We start from the raw sequence: 23,268 nt of genomic DNA, 5'->3' as shown, positions 1-23,268 counted from the left end.
CCCTCCGGCCTGGAGACATGGCATGACCGACTGGACCACGGCAGACATTCCCTCCCTCAGCGGCAAGACCGCGGTCGTGACCGGCGCGACGGGCGGGCTCGGTTACGAGACGGCGCTGGCGCTGGCGGGGGCCGGTGCCATTGTCATACTCGCGGGGCGCAACGACGCAAAGGGGCTGCGGGCGATCGAGGGGATTTGCGAGCGGTTTCCCAACGCCCTGATCGCCTATGAGCATCTCGACCTCGCCAGCCTGTCCTCGGTCGCCGATTTCGCCAGACGCTTTGCCGCCAGCAACGAGCAGCTCGATCTCCTCGTCAACAATGCCGGCGTGATGGCGCTACCGAAGCGGCAGCAGACCGCGGATGGTTTCGAGATGCAGCTCGGCACCAACTATCTCGGCCATTACGCGCTGACGGCGCGCCTGCTGCCGCAGCTCCGCCGGGCGAAGGCGCCGCGCGTGGTCAATCTCTCGAGTCTTGCGCACCGCTCCGGCGCGATCGATTTCGATGATCTGCAAAGCAGGTCCTACCGTCCGTGGCGGGTCTATTGCCAGTCCAAGCTGGCGATGCTGATGTTTGCGCTGGAGCTGCATCGCCGCAGCCTCGCCGCCGGCTGGGGCGTGATGAGCCTTGCCGCTCATCCCGGTTATGCGCGGACCGATCTCATTCCGAACGGGCCGGGCACCAACACGTTCCAGTGGCGGGTCGGCCGGCTGCTGCAACCTTTTATCAGCCAGTCCGCCGCCGCAGGCGCGCTGCCCACGCTGTTCGCAGCGACCTCTCCGTCCGTCGAACCCGGCAGCTATTATGGCCCAAACGGGTTCTACGAATTGAAGGGACCGCCCGAGCCCGCGAAGATCATGCCGCGGGCGAAGGATTCCGCGACCGCAGCGATGCTGTGGGACGTTTCGGCGATGTTGACCGGTGTATCCTTCGACGAGATCGCGGCCGCTGCATGATCCATGTCGCCCCGGGAAGGGTATCCGCGGAAGGTGCTGCAAATGGAGGATATCAATAGCATCTAGACCGCGCGCCCGTCAGTTGTGAGGAAATTTCCGCGCCTGCGCGCGTTGAGCCCTGTCTGTCTTGAAGGAGAAGCGCCGGCGATGTCTCCCCAGCTCAAAATGATCGCGCTAGACGCCGATGACCTCGCGGTGATCTCGGCCCATGTCCAGGACGCCCGCGTGCAGGCCGCGGACATCATCTGGCGGCAGGGCGAGAAGCGGTTGGTGGTCGGCATGAGCCGGCTGGACTGGGAGCAGACCCTGGACGGCGCGGCCGAGCCACGCCGGCTGGTCTCCGCGCTCCGCTTCGACCGCGTGCTCGCCTGCAAATCGCGCAACATCGATTTGGGCGCGCTGGACAAGGTCCTGGACCTCGTCGGCATCGAGTTTCACCCCCAGGATGGCCGCGCCGAGGAGCCCGGCGGCAGCGCCCTCCTGCTGTTCGCCCAAGGCGGCGCCATCCGTCTCGACGTCGAATGCCTGGAATGCGAGCTGACGGACCTGGGGGCAGACGATCTGGGGACGGGCGTGGAGGTCGAGGGGGAGGGGTGAGGTGGCATGCCAACAGGGGCGGGGCGCAAGGGTTGACGCCGCTTGCCCGCCGCGCCATTGAGCAGGGGCCCGGGTGAGCCAATCCGCCCCAAAGACCAGCCGGAAGCCAAGCCAAAATGCCCGTCCGTCTCGACCGCAGCAGCGCCGATTTCGACCAGCGATTTGCGGCCTTCCTCGCCGCCAAGCGCGAGGTTTCGGCCGACGTGGAGGCCGCCGCGCGCGCCATCGTCGACGATGTCGCGAGGCGCGGCGATGCGGCCCTGCTCGAGGCTACCGCCAAGTTCGATCGGTTGAAGCTGGATGCATCCGGCCTGCGCGTCACCGCCGCCGAGATCGAGGCTGCGGTCAAGGCCTGCGATGCGGCAACGCTGGATGCGCTCAAGCTCGCGCGCGACCGCATCGAGACTTATCACCGCCGCCAACTGCCGAAGGACGAGCGCTTCACCGATCCGCTCGGCGTCGAGCTCGGCTGGCGCTACACCGCGATCGAATCCGCCGGCCTCTATGTCCCCGGTGGCACGGCGGCCTATCCGTCCTCGGTGCTGATGAATGCGGTGCCCGCAAAGGTCGCGGGCGTGTCGCGCCTCGTGATGGTGGTGCCCTCGCCCGACGGCAAGCTCAATCCGCTGGTGCTGGCGGCAGCCCAACTCGGCGGCGTCACCGAGATCTACCGCGTCGGCGGCGCGCAGGCCGTGGCCGCGCTCGCGCACGGCACCGCGACCATTGCGCCGGTGGCAAAAATCGTCGGGCCCGGCAATGCCTATGTCGCCGCCGCCAAGCGGCTGGTGTTCGGCAAAGTCGGCATCGACATGATCGCCGGTCCCTCCGAGGTGCTGGTGATCGCCGACGACACCGGCAACGCCGACTGGATCGCCGCTGACCTCCTGGCTCAGGCCGAGCACGATGCCAGCGCGCAATCGATCCTGATCACCGATTCGGCGCGGCTTGCCGCCGATGTCGAAAAGGCCGTCGAGGCGCAGCTGAAGACGCTGCCGCGCGCGGCGATCGCAGGCAGCTCGTGGGCGGATTTCGGCGCCATCATCATGGTGAAGAACCTCGGCGATGCCATTCCGCTCGCGGATGCGATCGCGGCCGAGCATCTCGAGATCATGACTGTCGATCCCGATGCGCTCGCGGCAAGGATTCGCAACGCCGGCGCCGTGTTCCTCGGGGCCCATACGCCTGAGGCGATCGGCGATTATGTCGGCGGCTCCAATCACGTGCTGCCGACGGCGCGCTCGGCGCGGTTCTCCTCAGGCCTGTCGGTGCACGACTTCATGAAGCGCACCTCGATCCTGAAATGCGGCCCGGATCAGCTCCGCGCGCTGGGACCTGCCGCGATGACGCTCGGCAAGGCGGAGGGGCTGGACGCCCATTCACGCTCGATTGGATTGCGCCTCAATCTGTCATGACAAAGCCGCCCGAACAGGACGACTCCAACAATCGCATCGTCGCGGTCACCCTCGACGAGGACTCGATCGGCCGCTCCGGGCCGGACATCGAGCACGAGCGCGCGATCGCGATCTACGATCTGATCGAGCAGAACCTGTTCGCGCCCGACGGCGCCGACGGGCAGGGACCATTCACGCTGCATATCGGCATCACCGGCAACCGGCTGATGTTCGACATCCGCCGCGAGGACGGGACGCCCGTGGTCGCGCATCTGCTGTCGCTGACGCCGTTCCGGCGGATCGTGAAGGACTATTTCATGATCTGCGACAGCTACTACCAGGCGATCCGCACCGCGACCCCGGACAAGATCGAGGCCATCGACATGGGCCGCCGCGGCATCCATGACGAGGGATCGCGCACGCTGCAGGAGCGGCTGAAGGGCAAGGTGCGGGTCGATTTCGAGACCTCGCGCCGGCTGTTCACGCTCATTACCGTTCTTCATTGGAAGGGCTAAGCGCGATGGCGGGTCCGCCACGCGCACGCGATCCGCAATCGGTGCTGTTCGCCTGCGCGATGAACAGCGTGCGCTCGCCGATGGCCGAGAGCCTCCTGCAGCACATGTTTCCGCAGGGCCTCTACGTGAAGTCGGCCGGCGCCAGGAAGGGCGAGCTCGATCCTTTCGCGGTCGCCGTGATGGGCGAGCTCGGCCAGGACATCTCCACGCACAAGCCGCAGACCTTCGAGGAGCTGGAGGACTGGGAGGGGCTGAATTTCGACCTCATCATCACGCTGTCGCCGGAAGCCCATCACAAGGCGCTTGAGCTGACCCGCACGCTCGCCGCCGATGTCGAATACTGGCCGACGCAGGATCCCACCACCATCGAGGGCAGCCGCGACCAGAAGCTCGCCGCCTATCGCGAGGTCTGCGACCAGCTCCTGTTGCGCATCCGCCGGCGGTTCGCCAAAGTGGGCGCGGCGAGCGGTTAGCGTGCGGCAGTGGGCGTAACACCCGCGTCACAGACTGAGGGCACAGCGATGTCGGGCACCTCGAATCAGTAAAGTCCGGGTTCCCGGGTTGTGAAATCAGCCCCCTTCCGATAGGTTCCGCGCGCAATTCACCCCTGCCTGATCTCCCAAATCACCTGATGCTTGGCCGCCCCAAATTCGTACTTGCCTCCGGTTCGCCGCGACGCCTGTCGCTGCTCAACCAGGCCGGCATCGAGCCGGACGCGCTCCGGCCGGCCGACGTCGACGAGACGCCGCGGCGGGGAGAGCTGCCGCGCGCCTGCGCCAATCGGCTCGCGCGGGCCAAGGCCGACGCGGCGCTCAAATCGGTGCAGCTTGACGACGAGTTGCGCGGTTCCTTCATCCTCTCCGCCGACACCGTGGTGGCGGTTGGCCGCCGCATCCTGCCCAAGGCCAATCTCGTCGATGAGGCCGCGCAATGCCTGCGGCTCTTGTCGGGCCGCAACCATCGCGTCTACACCGCGATCACCCTGGTGACCCCGCGCGAAGCCTTCCGCCAGCGCCTGGTCGAGACCCGCGTCCGCTTCAAGCGCCTCTCGGAGGACGACATCCAGGCCTATATCGGCTCCGGCGAATGGCGCGGCAAAGCCGGCGGCTATGCCGTGCAGGGCATCGCCGGCTCCTTCGTGGTGAAGATGGTCGGGTCCTACACCAACGTGGTCGGCCTGCCGCTCTACGAGACCACGACGCTGCTCGGCGGCGAGGGCTTTCCGATCCGCTTCGGCTGGCTCAACTCCACCGCGGTCTGAGCGCCAGGACCGCGCCGACAAAAACCTCGAAAACAACCCCATGCACAGTAGAATGGCCTGACCGGGTCCGGACCGAGGCGCATGTGCCGCTGCGCCGGGAACCCGTTCGCCGACAGGCGCTTGAACTCCCTCACCGTGCTGCGCACCTCATGGACGACCAGGTCAAAAAGCCCGCCGGGCCGCTCAAAACCTGCCCGATCTGCGGCAAGCCGCAGGCACAGGCCACCCGCCCATTCTGCTCCTCGCGCTGCCGCGACGTCGATCTGAACCGCTGGCTGAAAGGCTCCTACGTCATCCCCGGCCGCGACGACGAGGTGGATGACGTCGAATAAGTAAACAATATCAATCGTTTGTTTGAGTGTCCGTCCCGCGGCGCCAGCAACGCACCACCTTGTGCACAGCCGGGCCCCGCCCCGCGAAGCCAAAGGTGAAGCGTGGGTGGACAGGCAGCTCCCGGCCCACTATAAACCGCCCGCTCGATGGGCTTTGGCCCCTCTCTTGGAGCACGCCCAGGTAGCTCAGTTGGTAGAGCATGCGACTGAAAATCGCAGTGTCGGTGGTTCGATTCCGCCCCTGGGCACCATTTCCACGCGGGAGCACGATCGTGCACGATGCCTGCGCCAGAGCTCGAGACAGGCTGGAGATTCCGCGGTCGGGCAATTCTTGACACTGCGGCCTGTTGCAGCCACGCCTGCCCTGATCGATTTTCTCTGATCGGAATTGTCGGCGGGCTCTAGCCGACCTTGAAGGTCGGCGCTCTCGAATATCTTGCCGCGAAGGCTCCGACGGCCGTTGTCAGGAAACGACGTGCGGCTGTCCTGATCCGTAGGATCGCGTTCGTTGCCCAAAACAGCGCTCCATGGCGACATACGCACAAACCAGTCCGACAAATCGACATTCGCCGCTTCGCCGTCAGGTGGGACGAGGAGAGCAAGCGGGAGGCCGCCGGTAACAAGTCTCCGGTCGACGCGGTACGAGCTGAGCGCAAGGAGTATGAGATGACCCGCAGCATCATTCCTCAGAATAATGCTCATTCAACAATGATGGCCTGGCGCGTGCACGAGTTTGGGTCACCAGAGGTCATGAAGTTCGAGCCGGTGCCGCGACCCGAGCCAGGTCCTGGCGAGGTCCTCGTCAAAGTTGCGGCCGCTGGAGTTGGGCCATGGGATGGCTGGATCAGGTCCGGCAAGAGCGCTTTGCCACAACCGCTCCCCCTCACTCTGGGCTCGGATCTGTCCGGTGAAATCGTCACCGTGGGGCCGGGAGTCTCCGAACTGCGGGCGGGAGATCAGGTTTATGGTGTTACGAATCCGCAGTTTATCGGTGCCTACGCTGAGTACGCCTTGGCTTCCGCGGGAATGGTCTCGAACAAGCCGACCTCGCTAACCCACATCGAGGCTGCGTCCGTTCCTGTCGTCGCGGTGACGGCGTGGCAGGCGTTGTTTGATCGCGCCCAACTCAAACCAGGTCAAACGGTGGTTATTCACGGGGCGGCCGGCAACGTTGGATCCTATGCGGTTCAACTGGCCCGACGCGTGGGTGTGCAAACCATCGCAACCGTATCGGCGGGCGATATTTCCCTCGTGCGCAACCTCGGCGCCAACACCGTGATCGATTACCGATCCCAGCACTTCGAGGAACACGTACGGGACGCGGATGCTGTCATTGATCTGGTCGGCGGCGAAACGCAAACCCGCTCGTTCCAGGTCCTTCGTCGCGGCGGCAAGCTGATTTCGGCAGTGTCCCGCCCGGATCAGGATATTGCAAAGCGCCACGGTGTTGAAGCCGCCTTCTTTCTGGTCAACGTCACGAGCGAATATCTGACCAAGGTCGCTCGCTTCATCGATGGTGGAAAACTACGAACAAACGTGGGGGCAGTCTTACCCCTCGCCGATGCGCGCGAAGCTCATTTGATGCTGGAACGCGTGCGGCCTCAGCCGAAAGGAAAGATCGTGCTCGACGTCGGCGCGAGCTGATCAGCGTAATCTCGTAGTTGCGCTCGCGCGCAATGCGCAGGCAAACCCCAAGTAATTCTTGAAAGGACGCGACCATGACACCCCGAAATCTCGCTCAGGCTCTTGTCATTCCCGATTCCTTGCTCGCAAAAGAGGCGACGGACATCCTGCGCGAACATTCCACCGATCTGCTGTTTAATCACTCGATCCGGGTCTACCTGTTCGCTGCTGAGCAGGGTCGTCAGAGGAATCTGCGCTTCGACCGTGAGCTCCTTTACGTCGCTGCCGCATTTCACGATCTCGGCCTGATCAAGAAGTTCTCGAGTCCAGACGAGCGCTTCGAGGTCGATGGAGCAAATGCCGCACGGCAGTTTCTTAGCACTCACAACATCGCTGAAGATCAGGTGCAGACCGTCTGGGAAGCGATTGCGCTGCATACCACCCCCGGCATCCCGAAGCATATGGGGCCCGAAGTGGCGCTCCTGAACTCCGGTGTGCTTCTCGATGTCATCGGGGTGGGGTTCGATCAGTTCCCAGCGGAGCTGCGCGAGGAGATTGTCGCCAAGTACCCGCGCACAAACTTCAAAGAAGGCTTCATTCAGGAGTATTTCGCCGGTTTTGCGCACAAGCCTGCGACGACGTATGGCACCGTCAACGCCGCCGTCTGCGAACGTTTCATCCCGGGGTTCAAGAGTCCCAACGCCTGCGACTTGATCGCCGCGTCTCCCTTCCCGGATTCCATGGCCTAAGTGGGCTCGTAAGGAGAATAGCGATGACGTCGATCAAGGGATTCGCCTCTGGAATTGGTGCTCTGTCAGTCCCTTCCGGGATGACGGCAAAAGCAGTGAGGAGAGTAACGCGAGCCGCAGCCGTCGCGCTGGTGGCAGCAGCGATGGGAGCTTCGCCCGCGATCGCGCAGGACCGGGAGCAGGTGAGAATAGCCTTCGAGCATGCACTCCCGAATGTCGAAGGAAAGAGAATAGTTGCTGTGACGGTGACTTATCCTCCCGGAGGCAAATCGCTCCCCCATCACCACGCAGCCTCGGCATTCATCTACGCCTATGTGCTGTCCGGCGCCATCCGCAGCCAAGTCGGCAATGACCCCGCGAAGGTCTATCATGCGGGTGAAGGCTTTTACGAAATGCCGGGCTCACATCACAGCATCAGCGAGAACGCGAGCGAGAAGGAGCCCGCCAGCTTACTGGCAGTCTTCGTTGTCGATTCCAAGGACGAGCCCTTGACGACGCCAGACAAGGCGCCGGGATCACGATAATGGCGCGACAAAATTCGCCGGTCGCTGTGGCGATCTTTTTTAGACGTGCATGGGTCGCTTGGTCGGTGGCTGGGAGAGCAAAATCGACCAATGGAAGTCCATAGCCCCTGAAACCGAGATGCACGGTGTTCGTTCTGTTGCTCCCCAGATCGCGCCAGACCTTTGCAGAGTCTAGACTACCTGCATAATAAGGCAGCCAGACTGGAGAGGTCGTAAGACGTGCCGGTACAAGCTGTCGCGATTGTCGTCTATGAGGGAGTGCAGGCCCTCGACGTGGCGGGGCCGATGGATGTGTTCAGCGAGGCGAACACGTTTCTTGGCAGCGCGGACCGCTATGAAACCGTATTGGTTGCCGCTGACCGCAATCCGCTGCGCGCGTCGAACGGCATACGGCTGATGGCCGACTTAACCTTCGAGGAGGCGGCGGGCGGCTTCGATATCATTCTGGTGGCCGGCGCTCCGACGCCACCGGAAGCGGAGCCGGAGCCGCACCTGCTTCAGTGGGTCACGGAGCTGCCGTGGCGCTCGAGCATTTATGGATCGATCTGCACAGGGGCTTTTGTCCTTGGCTATGCCGGTCTCCTGGACGATCGGCGAGTCACAACCCATTGGCAGGATGCACAGGCGCTGGCGGCCAGGTTCCCGAAGGCAAAGGTCGAGCCCGACTTGATCTATGTGCGGGATGGACGGTTGATCACCGCGGCCGGTGTGACTGCGGGGATAGATCTCGGCTTAGCGCTCGTCGGGCAGCGGCACGGCGCGGAAACGGCGCTCAAGGTCGCCAAGCGGCTGGTTGTGGTTGCCCAGCGCCAGGGAGGACAGTCGCAGTTCAGTCCCTATCTCACAGCACCTGCCGATCCGGAATCGCCCATCGCACGCATCCAGGACCATGTCATGGCGAGGATCGGGGATCGCCACACGCTGGAGTCGCTTGCCGCTGTCGTCGGCATGAGCCCACGGAATTTGGCCCGACATTTCGTGCAGGTGACCGGGACCACACCGCACGACTTCATCGAGCGCGCCCGCGTTGATGCGGCGCGCATGATGCTGGAAGCAAGCGACCGGCCGCTGAAGGCCGTCGCCTTCGATTGCGGGTTCGGGTCGGCGGACCGGATGCGGATCGTCTTCAGCACCCGTCTTGGCGTGACTCCTGTCCAATATCGCGCCAGCTTCCGGCGCGCGGAATCGGAATAGATCGCGAAGTATCCAGCGACGAACCGCTGTCCCCTGCTGCCGCAGGCTCGGACGGGCCTTTTGTCAGGAAACGACGTGCGGCTGTCCTGATCCGGAGGATCCTGTTCGTTGTCCGGAGCAGGGCTCTCGTGCGTAATACCGACGAGAAACCAGCCCACTGCCCAACCGAGAAGATTGCTCCATGTCTGAGATCATCGCCGGTATCCGCGTTCCTGACAGTGCCATCGCGCGCGCCGCCACGCAGCTCGTGCGCGATACCGAAGACGACCTGCTCTACAACCACAGCCGCCGCGTCTTCTTGTGGGGCGCGCTGACCGGCGAGCGCCGCGGGCTGAAGTACGATCCTGAGCTGCTTTACCTTGGCGCGATGTTCCACGACATGGGCCTGACCGAGAAATACTCGAGCCCCAACCTACGTTTCGAGGTGGACGGCGCCAACGCCGCACGCGACTTCATGACAAGGTACGGCGTGCCGGAGCGTGATGTCGAGGACGTCTGGACTGCGATCGCGCTCCACACCACGCCGGGCATTCCCGAGCATATGCGTCCCACTATCGCGCTGGTGACCGCCGGTGTGGAGATGGACGTGCTCGGCATCGCGTATCACGACTTCACGCATGAACAGCGCGACCATGTCTGCGTCCACCATCCGCGCGAGACGAACTTCAAGGAGAACATCATAGAGCACTTTGCCAGCGGCATTATCAAGAAGCCGCTGACGACGTTCGGAAATGTGAAGGCCGATGTCTTGGCGCTGAAGGACATGAACTATGTCCGTCAGAACTTCTGCTCGATCATCCTTGGCTCGGCCTGGCCGAACTGACCCCCCGTTGCCGCGAACCAAGAAAGCTGAGGTGGCCACCAACCGCCACCAACGACGAAGCGCTCACGCCACCATACTGATCACAAACAGCTATTCCTCGTGTCGGTGGTTGCGTGTGATTCCTTCCCTGGGCATCATTTCCCGCAATTCGGTATAAAGCCGCGAGCCGTTGCAGGGCTCCCGTAAGCCTGTTCGGTCCCCGACCGGCACCCGCCGTGTCGTCGGCGACGCCTCAGTGGATAGCAGCCTGCCGCTCCGCTCCGTGTCGCTTGGGCGCCAGTTCGGCCGCTGAAGCCAAGCGGCTCGGCTGGAGCAGGACGGTGAACTCCTCGAGCGATACCGGGGGAGAGAAGATATAACCTTGTGCCATGGTCGCGCCGTTTTCAGCCGCGAACCGAAGGTCTTCGGCCGTTTCGATGCCCTCTACGACCGTTTCGAACCCCAATTCGTCCGCAAGTCCGAGTGCCAGGCGAAGGATCGTCTGCTTCTCGCGGTCTTCCGCGACACCCGCGACGAGCGTGCGATCGAGCTTCACGGCGTCGAAGGGGAGCCTCGCCATCGTCGAAAGATTCGAATAGCCGGCTCCGAAATCGTCCATTGCGAAGCGTATGCCTAATTGCCTGAGCAGGCTTATTCTCTCACGCACGACATCAGGATTGCGCATCGCGACCGACTCTGTGACCTCGATCTCGAGGTGTGGCGGCGGGAAGTCGGCCTGGCGAACGGTCGTGACGATATCCTTGATGAACAGCGGGTCCTCGATTTCCGTCGCGGCGACATTTACGGCGAGCACGAGGTTCGAGCCGGCCCGGATCAGGCCTCCGATTTCGGCGAGCGCGCGCCTGAGCACGAAGCGGTCGATCTCCATGATGAGGCCGATCTCTTCCGCGATCTTGATGAAGCGCTGAGGAGGAATGTTGCCCTCCGTCGGATGATGCCAGCGCGCCAGCGCCTCGACCCCCAAGATGCGGCCATCCACGCAGGACACCTTGGGCTGGTAATGGACGACGAGCTCTTCATTGCGGATCGCCAGGGCGAGATCGGTTTCGAGCGCATGCCGGGCACGCGCGACCTCTGCGAGATCCGGAGTGAAGAACGCGTGGGTATTGCGTCCCGAGCTCTTCGCGACGTACATCGCAAGGTCGGCGCGGATCAGGAGATCGTCATAGGTTGTGCCGTGGGTGGGGCAGATCGCAATGCCGATGCTGGCGCCGATGGTCGCATGGTTGCTCTGGAGCTTGAAGGAAGCCTGCAACGTATCGATCATCTCGCGGGCACAGAGGCTCGCGGCCTCGACCGTCTTCACCCCGGCGATGATGGCGACGAACTCGTCGCCCCCGACCCGGGCTAGCAGACTCTTGTCGGCAGCGACCTTGGACGTCAGCAAATTGCTCAAGCGCTCGGCCACCATCCTGAGCAGCTCGTCGCCAGCCTTGTGCCCGAAAGTGTCGTTGATGGATTTGAAGCCATCGAGGTCGAGGAAGAACAGGGCTGTGCCTTCTTCCTCGTCGATGAGCGCCGGCGCATCGACGCGCATCTTCTCCCGATTGGGAAGGCGGCTCACCGTATCGTAGAAAGCGAGCTGACGAATTCGTCGCGTGCTGGCCCGCAAATGCGTCAGCATTCGCTCGAATGCGAGGCCGAGGCCGCGAACCTCGCCGATGCCCGTTGCGCGGAACGGAACGTCGAGATTGCCTCCCGCGATTTCCTGGGCCGTCCTGGCGAGCGCCGAAAGTCCTTTCGTGAAGTGCCTTACTGCGGCCAACAGCGCGACGACCAGGGCACCGAGCGCCAGCGCCGCGGATGCCAGGAACTGCCACATCAGCGAACGGGTATGGGCTGCGCCGATCTGGAACATCTGATCGCGTGTTGTCGTCACGAGCGATGCACGCGCGAACGTACACACTTTGAGCGTCGCCTCATAGTCGACACAGCGCGCGACGTAGTTGCCGTCATCCGAGCGCTGCAGCCCGCCCAAACGCGTCCCGGCACTGCTGAATTTCACTCCTTCAGGCCCCGCGGACGACACGATCTCGTTGTCACCCGTGATGATGACCACGCCGGCATTGGCTAGCGAAGTGAAGTTCTCGAGAGTCCGCTCCGTGCGCCCGAGCGGTCGGATGGCGACAAGCGCGCCGATGAGGTCGCCGAAGTCGTCGAACACGGGCTCGATTGCGGTGTGTGCTATAGTGTGGCGCTGCGGCAGGCCGAGCGCTGACAATTCACCCGATTTGAGCTCATAGGTGCCTTCCTCACCCCGCGGGTGCGAGCGGCTATTGTCCTTGAGGATCGCCCTGAGATTGACAGAGAGGTCGGTCCCCTCGATCGCCCCGTTCAGGGCGAGGAGGTCGAGGGGCGTGTTGGCGCCGATCACGCGGCCGGTTTCGTCGAAGGCGATCAGCCTTTCGAAGCCGGAGGTCGAAGCAACGATGCTGAGCAGCTCGCGGATCGTCACATCGTTGTTCGAGGCGACCGCCTTGGCGACATCGGTGCGCTGAGCGATCTGACGCAGGCGCGATGCGGTTTCCGCGCCGAGGACCTCGATACGCGCTCGCGCCAACTGCGCCTCGCCGTCAAGGCGATGAGCGAGCTGGTCTTCTGAGAGTTCGCCCAGTGCCGCAGCCTGCTGCCTCAGTTGCTGCTGCAGGCGTAGCGCCGTCAAGCCGCCGATGAGGCCGAGCCCGAGCACACCGGTCGCGAGCACGACGGCAACAAGGCGCATGGCGATAGACGAGGGGAAACCCGGAATCCCGGACAGAACGGCCCAACGACGCCAGCGGGACGGCGCCCTCGATGCCTTCGCCATTTCGGTGTCAGTCGCCACCACTGCCAGCACCTGAACTTGCGGGGACCGATCAATGTCGCTCGCTGAGGCCCCCCACTGACTTGTCTTTCAGGCTCCGAACTTAGGCGAGTGAAACCCACTAAATCGTCTATTTGTCGTCTATTTGTGGCCAGTTAATTACCAATTGGTTTTTCGAAACCATCAGATTGTGTGCTTTCTTGTTCGCCACACCGATGATTCCACGGCGTTGAGACAACAGAAGGTTTAGGTTTGTTTGCCAGATTGTGCTCCTCGTGGTTCGAAGGGGTCTGCAATGGCATTTTCGAGGATAATGGCAGCCGTCTTGGGCCTTTGCCTTGCGGGGGTGAATGCCGCGGGCGCCGAAACACGCAAGCTTGACATCGTCGGGACCGGAGACGGCATCGATGTCCTGCGCGCCATCGCCGCGAGCTTCATGCAGCAGGAAGGATCGGCACAGGTCGAGGTCCCGCCCAGCATCGGTTCTGGCGGAGGCATCGCGGCTGTGGGGTCCGGTAAGGCGATCTTGGGACGCGTCGCACGCCGCCTGACCGAGGCCGAAGCGGCTTCCGGCATCGTCTACAAGGCGATCGCCCGCCTGCCCTCGGCTTTCATCGTCCATCCCGGCTGCGGAGTGAGTGCCGTCACAAGCGCTCAGCTCGTTGCGATCTATTCGGGCCGCCTTGCGAATTGGAAGGAGCTGGGCGGCGCCGACATGCGCATCCGCGTCGTGCGGCGCGAGGACCAGGACAGCACCCTCACCGGGCTACGGGCCAGCATGCCCGGCTGGCGTGATCTCGAGATCACTGAGAAATCGAAGATGGCAACGACCACACAGGAGGCGATCGAGACGGTTCGCGATGTTCAAGGCGCGATCGGCTTCGGTCCTTTCTCGCGGCCGTTGGAACAGGGGCTCACGGTGCTTCGCGTGGACGGCCACTACCCGACGGACGCGGATTATCCCTCGAGCGTGGTGCTGGCGCTGATCTATTTGAACACGTTGCAGGATCCGGACGCCCTGGCCTTTCTACGCTTTGCCGATGCGCAGAAGGCAGCCGACGTCATCACCAGCCTCGGTAGTCTGCCCGTCAAGCCGTAAGGCGCCGGAGCTCGGCGGCCGCCGGGGCTGCTAGAGCCTTTCCCGTTCCGATGGAACTCGGCATCGGCTCACAGGCCGGGGCGATGAGGCTGCTCCCGGCTTCGCCATAGACGGGCGACTTTGTCCATCAGCGATGGGGTTTGAGAGCTCGGCAGGAAAGGATCGGCATAGCATTGCGCATTGGCCGAGCGCGCCTTGTTCTTCACGGTCTCGACGAGACCAAGGGGGCCGGCGACGTAGACCGTATCCTCCAGGCCAAGCAGGGGCAGGTAGTGCGATGGGCGCCCGGGCCTGATCGGCTGGGTAGACCCGACCTCCGTCGTCGCAATGACGTCGCGAACACCGTCGTCGATCAGCCACTGCAACGAGGGAAGCATATAGAGATTATCGACATCCCGGCTGCCGACGACGATCGCCATCTCGCGGTTGCGCTGGGTCGAGCGCGCCGAGCGGGCAAGCGCCCAGATCGGGGCCCAGCCTGCTCCGCCGGCGACCAGCACCAGCGGTCCCTGGCCCTGTCGCAGATAGGCTTGTCCGAAGGGGCCTTGCACATGCGCCGCATGGCCGGGCCTGATGGCTTTGCCGAGCTGCCCCGACACGGTGCCGTCAGGCAGGCACCGGATGTGGAAGACGAGTTCGAGTTGATTGAAGGAACCATCAAGCCTGAAGGTCGGGCTGAACTCGCGCGCAGGATAGCCGGAAAACTTGACGCGCACATATTGTCCCGGCCGAAATTCGAGTGGCGCGGAGGTGGTCAGCACGACTTCGGCGATCTCCGACGAGAGCTGGTTGACCTCGGTGACGGCGCCCGCCCGCTTCACCGGGATCGGCAATTCCTCGAATTCGATCTCGGCGTCGCCCGCGACCGCCGCCTGGCAGGCGAGCACAGTGCGGCCGTGGCCCGAGCCGCCGTCATCGACCGAGCCCGAAACGACCGTCACCCGGCAGCTCTGACATTGTCCCGATCTGCAGTCGTGTGGAACGAGAATCGAGCCGCCGAGCGCGGCGTCGATCAGGCTTTCGCCGGCGCGGGCTTCGACGAGCTTGCCGTTGATGACGAGTCGACTAGACCTCTTCATCGCGAAGCCTCAGGGAGTGGTCTCCGGTCGAGCACGTCACCGATCATGAGAGCCCTATTTCTGCGACACGACACGCACCGGGCGATTATGGGTCGCATGCCGCGTCTGTGCATGGTCGAAGACGGCGACCCACATGTAGAGATCGCGGCCCGGTACGAAGGCTTTGTCATATCTGCCATCGCTTTTCATGTTGCGCGTCAGCTCGAGCGTCCAATGTCCGTTGCTCCATTTTGAAACCCCGGTGACATTGGCTCGCTCTCCCTCGGTGTCACCAGCAATAATCACGCCGGGCAGGACCGTGCCGACGGGAATCCTCGCGTCGGCCTCTGGAGTGTAGGGTTCGCTCTCCCAGTCGAACATGTACCAACGGCCGCTCTCGTCGTCACTGCTGTTCGGATCAAGATCGAATTTGCCGAGTGCTGCGACTTGCGCCTTCCAGTCCTTGGGAAGCCGCAGAACCGTGACGGGCCCTTTGTCGTCGCGGTGGATGAACTTGAAGTTATACGAATAAAGAGAGCGGCCAGGCTTATTCCAATAGCCGCCCTGATAGCGGGCATTGTAATTCTGCTCGTCCAGAGTAGGGGCGTAGGGCGGGCCGATATATTGGCTGTCGACGCGCCCGAGCATGCCCCCGCGCGACGCCTTCCACTGCCACATGTCTATGTAGCTGCCGTCCGTCGTGAAGTGGAAGCCGCGGCCGTTGATCGGCATCGGTTTGCCGGGCAGCGGATCGGCACCGAGATCCGTCGCGCCTGCGCCGCCGAGCGATGGATTATCCGAGAAAATGACCGCCAGCTTATCCTCGTACAAGTCGGAGGCGTCTTGCAGGCCCGCACGCTCGTCGAGGGCGTGCCAGCCATCCTCTTGCTTGATGATCGGAATGCGGCGGAGGGAGCGCGTGGGATCCTCCCAGCGGAAGGCAAAATAGATCTTCTGCCCGTCGTGCAGGGCGCGCACCTCCACGAGCGATTCGCCCGATCCGCCGAGATTGGCACCTTGCTGCGTGCGAATGAAGACGGGCAGCGCGCGCGACCAGGCGGGATCTCCCATCGCGCCGTCGAGCTTGGGCGCGGCGCTCACCCGCGCGATGACGAGCGTATCGCGCGTCGCCCAGTCGAGTCCGGCGACGCCGCACGCGACGGCCACCCCGATTGCAGCGGCGCCGAGAAGAGGCCTCGGCCGCACGGCCTTCGTGATCGCGAGCGGCGTCGGCCGAAACACGCGGAAAATCTGCTGCCAGCCGCCATAGAAATAGTGCGCTGCGACATGCGCGAAGATATAGGCGAGGGCGACGAAGGCGGCGATCGAGTGAAGATAAGCCCACCAGCCGCCATAGCCGAGATACATCATGACGCCCGTCCCCGTGAGGAAGATCACGAGCGCATAGACGAACCAGTGCAGGAAGACGTTGACGGCTCCCCATTTGAGGCGAGCCGGGGCGCGCATCGTGAGGATCCGCGTCTTCTTGGGGCTGTTGCGCTCGAGGAGGCCGCTGCGCGCGAGGTAGGCGACGTAGGCCGACCCGCAGAAGAACAGGGCGAGCCCCCCGAGGAAATGCCAGGAAAAGATCTCGCCCTGCGGCAGGACCGGAGCGAGCCATTTCGAGAAGGGGGCGTGCAGCGCGTCCGCTGCGATGCGTATGCCGGTAACGAGGCTTACGACGAACGCGACCGCGGTCGCCCAATGGAGGGCTATCGTCCCGACATCGGTGCGTGGCGGGCTTTCTCGAGTCTTTGTCTGAGCGAGGCGTTTCTCGGTCAAGGCATCGGCGTTCGTTCGAGCGGTGACATCGTTCATTGCACAAAGCCTACCCAGGGTAAACCAGCAGTTGCGCCAGAAAGGCTGCGAGTATTGGGGATTTGGCGAGATCGGCGTGATCGCCGAACCAGCCAAGGCGACCGGCAACGATCATTATCCCAATCAATGCGGTCGGCCAACGAGCGTCTCTGATCCTGCTTAACTCCGGTGCCGGGCAGCTCAGAGCGCGGCCGTTGCGCGGGTCGCCAAGCCGCGTCCACCATAAACTCGGCTAAAACCGTTGGGGGACGCAGGTAGCCGATGCTCCCACACACAACTTGGATTTATATAGCAATCTCAATCATATACGAGTTCGCGGTTTTGTTCTGAATGGCCCGCCTCACGCCTCCAGGACTGGCCGCCTCCGGTGCCTTCATAGACGCCGATGAATACCTTGTTGCCGGCCTTGCAACGCGCGACGCATCGCGAAATTTCGGCATTGCACTTGGCGGCATATGACGCCGAACGATATCGCCGGGTGCAAGAGGCCAATCGTCCCCTATGTCCGGACAGTGTTGGCAAGCCACTCTCGTGCGACCTCTCCGTCCTCTGACGTGATCGCGTGTCCCGCGTGGAGTACATGATGCGTCACTGCAGCACCCGCACGTCTCAGGCTCTCGGCCAGCCTCAGACCGTCGCCGCGCGATCGGCGTGTGTCGTTCTCTCCATCAGGACCAGGACCGGTGTCGCATGCATGGTCGCTGGCAGATCTGCCGATAGCGGCGACAGCGGTCGAAACAGAACAGCGCCACTGAGCAGGCTGGGTCTGGCGAGCAGACTGGATCGGCCCCGGGGCAAAGAGATGAAATATATCGCTCATGCCGGCAGTATGGCGAGGTCGTCCATCCAGTTCCAGGTCCGCATCCTTGTGACAGCCCCTGGTCAGGGGCGCCCGCCCACTCCTGGCACTCTGCTTGCTCAGCTGAGGCCAATCCAGGCCCCGGCAGAGGTGGCCGTTTCAGGTTGAGGCAAGTCATGCAGGAAGTGTCCCGTTCTGGTGCTGGTGAACTCCAGCTCGATGCGTTGATCGCGGATTTGTGGTGGCGTGTTCGGCTGCTGAACACCGACATTCTCGAGGAAGAAGCGAAAACCGGCGTGTTCGACGTGAATCAGCCGAGCTATCCGCTCCTGGCGCTGAACCTCCGCGCGCGACGCGACAATCTGGTGTCGACGATCGGCGTGCTCGAGCAGCGTGCGAAATCAATGTCGGAAGCGGCTTGAGCGCGGTCTCCGGGCGAGGGCGGCGATCAGCGGCCCTCATTCCCGCGACCGCCCTCGCGATGCACGCATAGTCCCTGCCGGACACTGACGGCATCATCTGATTGTCATCGCCCGGTCAATGAATGCTGCTCCTTTCGCCGCGCTTTGCGGAGAGCGGACATGCATCTGGTCAAGACGATTTCTTCCGACCGCCGGTCGATCCTGAAGGGCCTCGCGGCCGCGGCCGTCGCGCCGCTGGCGACGCCGGCTCTTGCTGCCGAGGGCCTGCCGGCGCAACTGAGCGGACCTGCGGCCGCAATCGCCACCGACAAGGCCTATTGGACGGCCGTGAAGGGGCTCTATGCCGTGACGCCTGACGTCGTCAATCTGGAGAACGGCTTCTGGGGCATCATGGCAGAGCCGGTGAGGCGCGAGTTCATCCGCCTGTCCGACATGGTCAACTATCAGAACACCTACTACGCGCGGCAGCGCGCGGGCGCGGATTTCGAGGCCGTGCGGGCCAAGGTGGCAGCGGCGGTCGGCGCAGCCCCGGAGGAAATCGCGCTCACCCGCGGTGCGACTGAAGCGTTGCAGCTGCTGATCAGCGGCTACAACAGGCTGAAGCCCGGCGACAGCGTGCTCTACGCCGACCTCGACTACGATTCGATGCAATATGCCATGAACGCGCTGAAGGGGCGCCGCGGCGTCGACGTGGTCAAGTTCGACGTGCCGGAGCCGGCCGCGCGTCAGGGCGTGCTCGACGCCTATGCCCGCGCCCTCGAGGCCAATCCGAAGACCAGGCTTCTCCTCCTCACCCATGTCAGTCATCGTACCGGGCTCATCATGCCGGTTACCGAGATCGCGCGCATGGCGAGGGCGAAGGGCGTCGATGTCATCCTCGACGCCGCTCATTCCTGGGGACAGATGGACTTCAGGGTAAGCGAGCTCGAGGTCGATTTCGTCGGCTTCAACCTGCACAAATGGATCGGCGCGCCCGTCGGCGTGGGCTTCCTCTACATCAGGAAGGACCGCCTCTCCGCCATCGATCGCGACCTCGGCGACGAGGATTTCCCGGAAGACGACATCCGCTCGCGCGTGCACACCGGCACGGTCAACTTCGCGACGGTGCTGACGGTGCCCACGGCTGTCGAACTCCATCGGCAGATCGGTGCTGCGGCGAAACAGGCCCGGTTGCGCTATTTGCGCGACTACTGGGTCAGCCGTAGCAGGGGCTTCAAGGACCTTGAGATCCTGACGCCTGATGAGGCCGGCCTCTATGGTGCGATCACGTCCTTCCGCCTCGCTGGCAAGACGAGCAAGGCCGACAACGACGCCATCGTGGCGAAGCTCAGGGACACCTACAAGGTCCTGACGGTTCGCCGGGCGGGCGTCGCCAAGGGCCAGTGCATCCGCGTGACGCCGGCGCTCTACACCGAGGAGGCCGATCTCGACCGCTTCGTCGAGGCGCTTGCGACCATCACGGGCACGAAGGCAGGTTGAGGGCGCGATTGCTCCGGCTCGCTTAGCCGCCTACTGCGCCAACTGCGCGAGCTTCGCAAGACTCGCCGCCAGCTCATCGCTCCGGAATGGCTTCGTCAGTCGCGACAAATCCGGCGTGATGCCTTCGTTGTTGGAATAGCCCGAGACGATGAGGATCTGGAGCTCGGGATATTGGTTGCGCAGGACACGGCCGAGGTCTGTGCCGCTCATGCCCGGCATGAGATGGTCGGTGACGAGCAGGTTCGGCCGGAGGCCCTCCCGGACGCGTTGAAGGGCGTCTTCCGCCGAGCCCGCCTCGACGACCGTGTAGCCGAGCTCGCTCAGCATTTCGGCGGTGCTCATGCGCACCAGCGGCTCGTCGTCCACCAGCAGCGCCGTGCCGGCGGGAAGCGGCTGCAGTTTCGGCTGCGGGGCGGTGTCGATCGCGCCCGGGCGCGCGTGGCTTACCGGCAGCCATAACTCCACCGTCGTCCCGGCCCCCACCGCACTCCTGATCGTGAGTGCGCCGCCGAGCTGGGACGCAAGGCCGTGGACCATCGAAAGCCCGAGACCGGTGCCTTGTCCGACGCCCTTGGTCGAGAAGAACGGCTCGACGGCGTGGGCCAGTGTCTCCTCGTCCATGCCGATGCCGGTATCGGCGACGGAGATGCAGACATAGGTCCCCGGCGTCGGTCCAGATCTGTGTGCGCGCTCAACCGTGCGAGCCTTGGCCGAGATACGCAACTTGCCGCCGTCGGGCATGGCATCCCGTGCATTCACGCTGAGGTTCAGGATCGCCATCTCGATCTGGTTGGGATCGGCCATCGCCTCGGGAAGCCCTTCCGGCGCGTCCACCGTCACCTCGATCCGCGGTCCGGTCGTGCTCGAGATCAGGTCGCCCATGTCGCCGACGAGCCGGCTGATATCGACCGGAACGGCCTGAAGCGGCTGCCGGCGCGCAAAGGCGAGCAGACGCTGGACCAGCGTCTTGGCGCGCTCGGCCGCCTGCGCTGCGCCGGCGATGAGGCGGTGCTCGCGCTCGCCGCCGATGCCCCTGCGCTGGAACATGTCGAGCAGCCCGACGATCGGTGTGAGAAGATTGTTGAAGTCGTGGGCGACACCGCCGGTGAGCTGGCCCATGGCTTCCATCTTTTGGGCCTGACGCAACGCCTCCTCCGCCTGTGCGAGCCGCACCTGCTCCTCCAGGCGATCGGTCACGTCCATCCCGGTCAGGAACGCGCCGATCCTCGTGCCATCCGGCGCGCGCAGCGCCTCGAACTTCATCTCGTAGACGCGGCGATCGAAGCTGGGATCTCCGAATTCCTCGATCGTGGTGAAGGCTTCGCCGCCCAGCGCGCGACTCCAGACCGCCGTGGCCGCAGCAAGATGCTCCGGCCGGTCGGCGAGGAATTCGTGCAGGGAATCGCCGACCTTCGGCCGCTTGCCGTAGATGCGCTCATAGGCGGCGGCGCAGGACGCGTTGATGGCGAGCCAGCGGTAATCGAGGTCGAGGGCCTGGATCTGCCCGTCGGTGGTTTCCACGATCGTGGCAAGCAAATGCCGCTCGGCGGTGCGTTCGGCCACGCGCTGTTCGAGCGTGGCATTGAGCTCCCTGTAGCGCGCTTCGCTCGCCCGCAGCTGGGTCTCGCCCAGAACGCGCTCGGTCGTTTCCGAGACGATGCAGAGCACGCCGCCGACCGAGCCGTCGTCATCCGGCACGGCCGAATAGGAGACGTCCCAGTAGCTGGTCTCGCCGTAGCCGTGGCGCTCGACGTAGAATGGGCGGTCCTTTGCGGCGAATGTCGTCCTGGTCCGGCGGACGCCGGCCAGCAGCGGTTCGAGATCGTCCCACAGCTCACCCCAATTCTCGATCGCCGGGCGGCCAAGGGCGCGGGGATGATTGGCGCCGATGCCCGGCGCATAGGCATCATTGTAGAGCGCGACAAAATCGGGGCCCCAGAACAGAACGATCTGGGCTTGCGCCGCCAGCAGCATGCCGACCGTCGTCTTCAGGGCCTGCGACCAATGATTGGGGGGGCCGAGCGGCGAGTCCGACCAGTCGAGGGCGCGCATCATCGCGCCCAGCTCGCCGCCGCCGGCGAGGAAGGATACGTCAGTTGGCTGCAGAGCGGCTCTCTCCGACAGCACCGGACTCCTCGCGACGCGTGACATGGGCGTCCTTGCCCAACCGAGCCCGGAATTTCGAGGACTCAACCATCCCACAACGTCCGGCACGACTTCTCGTTCCATTCCGGTAGTTTTACGCCGGCCTTGTGCTATTGCTGCATCCGCAACGACGCGAGGTCCCCATGCTCCCCATTCCCGCCGACATCTTCACCGAGCCCGAGGACGTTTCGCCCGACGCGCTTGCCAATCTCGGGCCGCTGCGCCGTCTTGCCGGCAGCTGGCAGGCGGACAAGGGCATCGACGTCAATCCGAAGGCGGATGGGCCGGAGCGACGCACCTTCATCGAGCGCATCCGCATGGACCCGATCGATCCCCAGGCCAACGGGCCGCAGCTGTTCTATGGCTTGCGCTATCACATCCACATCAACACGCCGGAAGAGGACATCACTTTTCACGACCAGGTTGGCTATTGGCTGTGGGAGCCAGCGACCGGACTGATCATGCAGACGCTGGCGATCCCGCGCGGGCAGGTGCTGCTGGCCTCGGGCACGGCCGCAACGGACGACAAGAAGATCTCCGTCACCGCGAAGCGCGGCGATACCGCTTACGGGATCTGCTCGACCGACTTCCTGGAACAGGCCTTCCGCACCGATTCCTATCGCTGCGACATCACCTTCAACGACGACGGAAGCTGGACCTATCTGATCCGGACCGAGTTGTTCGTGCGCGGTGCGCCGTTCAATCATCACGACACCAACACGCTTCAGCTCATCGCACCGCCGAAGCTCAATCCGCTGGCGGTGATCGTCAACGATCGCGCCAAAGCCGACGGCGGCGGAACGGCGGCTTGAGCGTTACCCGGAGATTGGCATGAAGCCGTATGTCATTTGTCTGATGCATTCGAGTCTCGACGGCCGCACGCATCCCAGCCGTTGGCGTCCGAAGGGCGCGGGCACGGACTGGTTCGAGAAGATCCACGAAGAACTCGGCGGCGATGCCTGGGTGATCGGCCGGGTCACCGGCTCGGAGTTCGCCAAGGGCAAGCCCTATCCCGCGACGACCGGCGAGACGTTTCCGCGTCAGAACTGGTTCGCGCGGCGCGACGCGAAGACCTATGGCGTCGTGCTCGACGCGCACGGCAAGATCGGCTGGGGACGTTCCGACATCGGGGGCGATCCGATCGTGGTGGTGCTGAGCGAGAGCGTGCCGGATTCGCACCTCGCAGGGCTCCGCGGCGAGGGCGTGTCCTATATCTTCGCCGGCAAGTCCGAGATCGACCTGGTGCTGGCGCTCAACATCCTCAACCGCGAGCTCGGCGTCAAGCGGCTGCTGGTGGAGGGCGGCGGCGTGGCCAATGGCGCTTTCCTGCGCGCAGGTCTGATCGACGAGTTCAATCTGATCCTCAGTCCCGCGATCGACGGCGCCAAGGGCGCGCCCTTTGTGTTCGACTCGACAGAAGCGGACGGCGACAAGCGCGCGCCTCTCACAGCGATGACGCTGGAGAACGTGCGGGAGCTCGGTGGTGGCGTTCTGTTGCTGCGCTATCTGATCAAGAACGATCCGCAAGGCGCGGCCGGGTAAAAAGCGCCGTTATGCCAGACATCTCAGAGCACATTGTCATCGTCGGCGCCGGTGCGGCCGGCCTGATGGCGGCGCGGGAACTTGTGCGCGCCGGCAGGAGGGTCACGATCCTCGAAGCGCGCGAGCGCTGCGGCGG

The 23,268-nt window shown here is 64.0% G+C and carries 22 protein-coding genes and 1 tRNA gene; 19 read left to right on the top strand and 4 right to left on the bottom strand.

Features of this window, described 5'->3' with window-relative positions; all coding sequences use genetic code 11:
* Positions 1-22: 22 nt before the first annotated feature.
* From A5906_RS10915 to A5906_RS10855, 13 genes are all read left to right on the top strand, one after another.
* The gene (locus A5906_RS10915; RefSeq protein WP_080135155.1) at positions 23-958 is read left to right on the top strand and encodes an SDR family oxidoreductase; all 936 of its coding nucleotides are present in this window, start codon (positions 23-25) and stop codon (positions 956-958) included.
* Positions 959-1,105: 147 nt separating this feature from the next.
* On the top strand, positions 1,106-1,555 hold the full coding sequence (locus A5906_RS10910; RefSeq protein ID WP_080135154.1) for a DUF2948 family protein: 450 nt from the start codon (positions 1,106-1,108) through the stop codon (positions 1,553-1,555).
* A 116-nt stretch (positions 1,556-1,671) separates the two neighbouring features.
* Positions 1,672-2,967 (top strand): histidinol dehydrogenase, encoded by a 1,296-nt coding sequence (hisD, locus tag A5906_RS10905; RefSeq protein ID WP_080135153.1) that lies wholly within the window; start codon positions 1,672-1,674, stop codon positions 2,965-2,967.
* Positions 2,964-3,461, top strand: coding sequence for a UPF0262 family protein (locus A5906_RS10900; protein ID WP_080135152.1), 498 nt, complete (start codon positions 2,964-2,966; stop codon positions 3,459-3,461). The genes hisD and A5906_RS10900 overlap by 4 nt, the downstream gene beginning before the upstream one ends.
* A gap of 5 nt (positions 3,462-3,466) precedes the next feature.
* Positions 3,467-3,934 (top strand): arsenate-mycothiol transferase ArsC, encoded by a 468-nt coding sequence (locus A5906_RS10895; RefSeq protein ID WP_080135151.1) that lies wholly within the window; start codon positions 3,467-3,469, stop codon positions 3,932-3,934.
* Positions 3,935-4,092: 158 nt separating this feature from the next.
* A complete protein-coding gene (locus tag A5906_RS10890) occupies positions 4,093-4,722 on the top strand; it encodes a Maf-like protein (RefSeq protein WP_080135150.1) in 630 nt (209 codons plus the stop codon).
* A gap of 149 nt (positions 4,723-4,871) precedes the next feature.
* A complete protein-coding gene (gene yacG / locus A5906_RS10885) occupies positions 4,872-5,054 on the top strand; it encodes a DNA gyrase inhibitor YacG (RefSeq protein WP_080135149.1) in 183 nt (60 codons plus the stop codon).
* A 175-nt stretch (positions 5,055-5,229) separates the two neighbouring features.
* Positions 5,230-5,305 (top strand) — tRNA-Phe (locus A5906_RS10880).
* A 457-nt stretch (positions 5,306-5,762) separates the two neighbouring features.
* Entirely contained in the window at positions 5,763-6,698 is a 936-nt protein-coding gene (locus A5906_RS10875; protein WP_080135271.1) for an NADP-dependent oxidoreductase, read from the top strand.
* Positions 6,699-6,772: 74 nt separating this feature from the next.
* The gene (locus tag A5906_RS10870) at positions 6,773-7,426 is read left to right on the top strand and encodes an HD domain-containing protein (protein ID WP_080135148.1); all 654 of its coding nucleotides are present in this window, start codon (positions 6,773-6,775) and stop codon (positions 7,424-7,426) included.
* An 80-nt stretch (positions 7,427-7,506) separates the two neighbouring features.
* Positions 7,507-7,950, top strand: coding sequence for a cupin domain-containing protein (locus A5906_RS10865; RefSeq protein WP_245326676.1), 444 nt, complete (start codon positions 7,507-7,509; stop codon positions 7,948-7,950).
* 219 nt (positions 7,951-8,169) lie between these two features.
* Positions 8,170-9,144, top strand: a complete 975-nt coding sequence (locus A5906_RS10860) for a GlxA family transcriptional regulator (protein WP_080135146.1) — start codon at positions 8,170-8,172, stop codon at positions 9,142-9,144.
* A 181-nt stretch (positions 9,145-9,325) separates the two neighbouring features.
* Entirely contained in the window at positions 9,326-9,967 is a 642-nt protein-coding gene (locus tag A5906_RS10855; protein WP_080135145.1) for an HD domain-containing protein, read from the top strand.
* A gap of 232 nt (positions 9,968-10,199) precedes the next feature.
* Here the strand turns inward: A5906_RS10855 and A5906_RS10850 are convergent, their stop codons facing one another.
* The gene (locus tag A5906_RS10850; RefSeq protein ID WP_245326665.1) at positions 10,200-12,689 is read right to left on the bottom strand and encodes a bifunctional diguanylate cyclase/phosphodiesterase; all 2,490 of its coding nucleotides are present in this window, start codon (positions 12,687-12,689) and stop codon (positions 10,200-10,202) included.
* A gap of 376 nt (positions 12,690-13,065) precedes the next feature.
* Between A5906_RS10850 and A5906_RS10845 the strand changes: the two genes are divergently transcribed.
* Entirely contained in the window at positions 13,066-13,869 is an 804-nt protein-coding gene (locus A5906_RS10845; protein WP_080135143.1) for a substrate-binding domain-containing protein, read from the top strand.
* A 68-nt stretch (positions 13,870-13,937) separates the two neighbouring features.
* Here the strand turns inward: A5906_RS10845 and A5906_RS10840 are convergent, their stop codons facing one another.
* Positions 13,938-14,948 carry a 2Fe-2S iron-sulfur cluster-binding protein gene (locus tag A5906_RS10840; RefSeq protein WP_080135142.1) on the bottom strand — a complete coding sequence of 337 codons (1,011 nt, stop codon included), beginning with the start codon at positions 14,946-14,948 and terminating at the stop codon, positions 13,938-13,940.
* Positions 14,949-15,002: 54 nt separating this feature from the next.
* Positions 15,003-16,745: an ethylbenzene dehydrogenase-related protein gene (locus tag A5906_RS10835; RefSeq protein WP_080135141.1), complete on the bottom strand. Its 1,743-nt coding sequence runs from the start codon at positions 16,743-16,745 to the stop codon at positions 15,003-15,005.
* A gap of 975 nt (positions 16,746-17,720) precedes the next feature.
* Between A5906_RS10835 and A5906_RS10830 the strand changes: the two genes are divergently transcribed.
* Positions 17,721-17,966, top strand: a complete 246-nt coding sequence (locus A5906_RS10830) for a hypothetical protein (protein ID WP_080135140.1) — start codon at positions 17,721-17,723, stop codon at positions 17,964-17,966.
* 159 nt (positions 17,967-18,125) lie between these two features.
* Positions 18,126-19,445 carry an aminotransferase class V-fold PLP-dependent enzyme gene (locus A5906_RS10825; RefSeq protein ID WP_080135139.1) on the top strand — a complete coding sequence of 440 codons (1,320 nt, stop codon included), beginning with the start codon at positions 18,126-18,128 and terminating at the stop codon, positions 19,443-19,445.
* Between the two features lie 30 nt (positions 19,446-19,475).
* On the opposite strand, the gene A5906_RS10820 is transcribed toward A5906_RS10825, so the two are convergent.
* Positions 19,476-21,596: a hybrid sensor histidine kinase/response regulator gene (locus A5906_RS10820; RefSeq protein ID WP_080135138.1), complete on the bottom strand. Its 2,121-nt coding sequence runs from the start codon at positions 21,594-21,596 to the stop codon at positions 19,476-19,478.
* A gap of 137 nt (positions 21,597-21,733) precedes the next feature.
* On the opposite strand from A5906_RS10820, the gene A5906_RS10815 reads away from it, so the two are divergent.
* The 3 genes from A5906_RS10815 to A5906_RS44210 form a co-directional block, all read left to right on the top strand.
* Entirely contained in the window at positions 21,734-22,402 is a 669-nt protein-coding gene (locus tag A5906_RS10815) for an FABP family protein (protein ID WP_080135137.1), read from the top strand.
* 19 nt (positions 22,403-22,421) lie between these two features.
* The gene (locus A5906_RS10810) at positions 22,422-23,132 is read left to right on the top strand and encodes a dihydrofolate reductase family protein (RefSeq protein ID WP_080135136.1); all 711 of its coding nucleotides are present in this window, start codon (positions 22,422-22,424) and stop codon (positions 23,130-23,132) included.
* An 11-nt stretch (positions 23,133-23,143) separates the two neighbouring features.
* A partial coding sequence (locus tag A5906_RS44210) for an FAD-dependent oxidoreductase (RefSeq protein ID WP_245326675.1) occupies positions 23,144-23,268 on the top strand: 125 nt, incomplete at its 3' end.

It is taken from the genome of Bradyrhizobium sacchari (genome assembly GCF_002068095.1).
GTDB lineage: Bacteria > Pseudomonadota > Alphaproteobacteria > Rhizobiales > Xanthobacteraceae > Bradyrhizobium > Bradyrhizobium sacchari.
The sequence above is the reverse complement of the archived record's forward strand: the minus strand, read 5'-3'. Positions and strand labels throughout refer to the sequence as shown.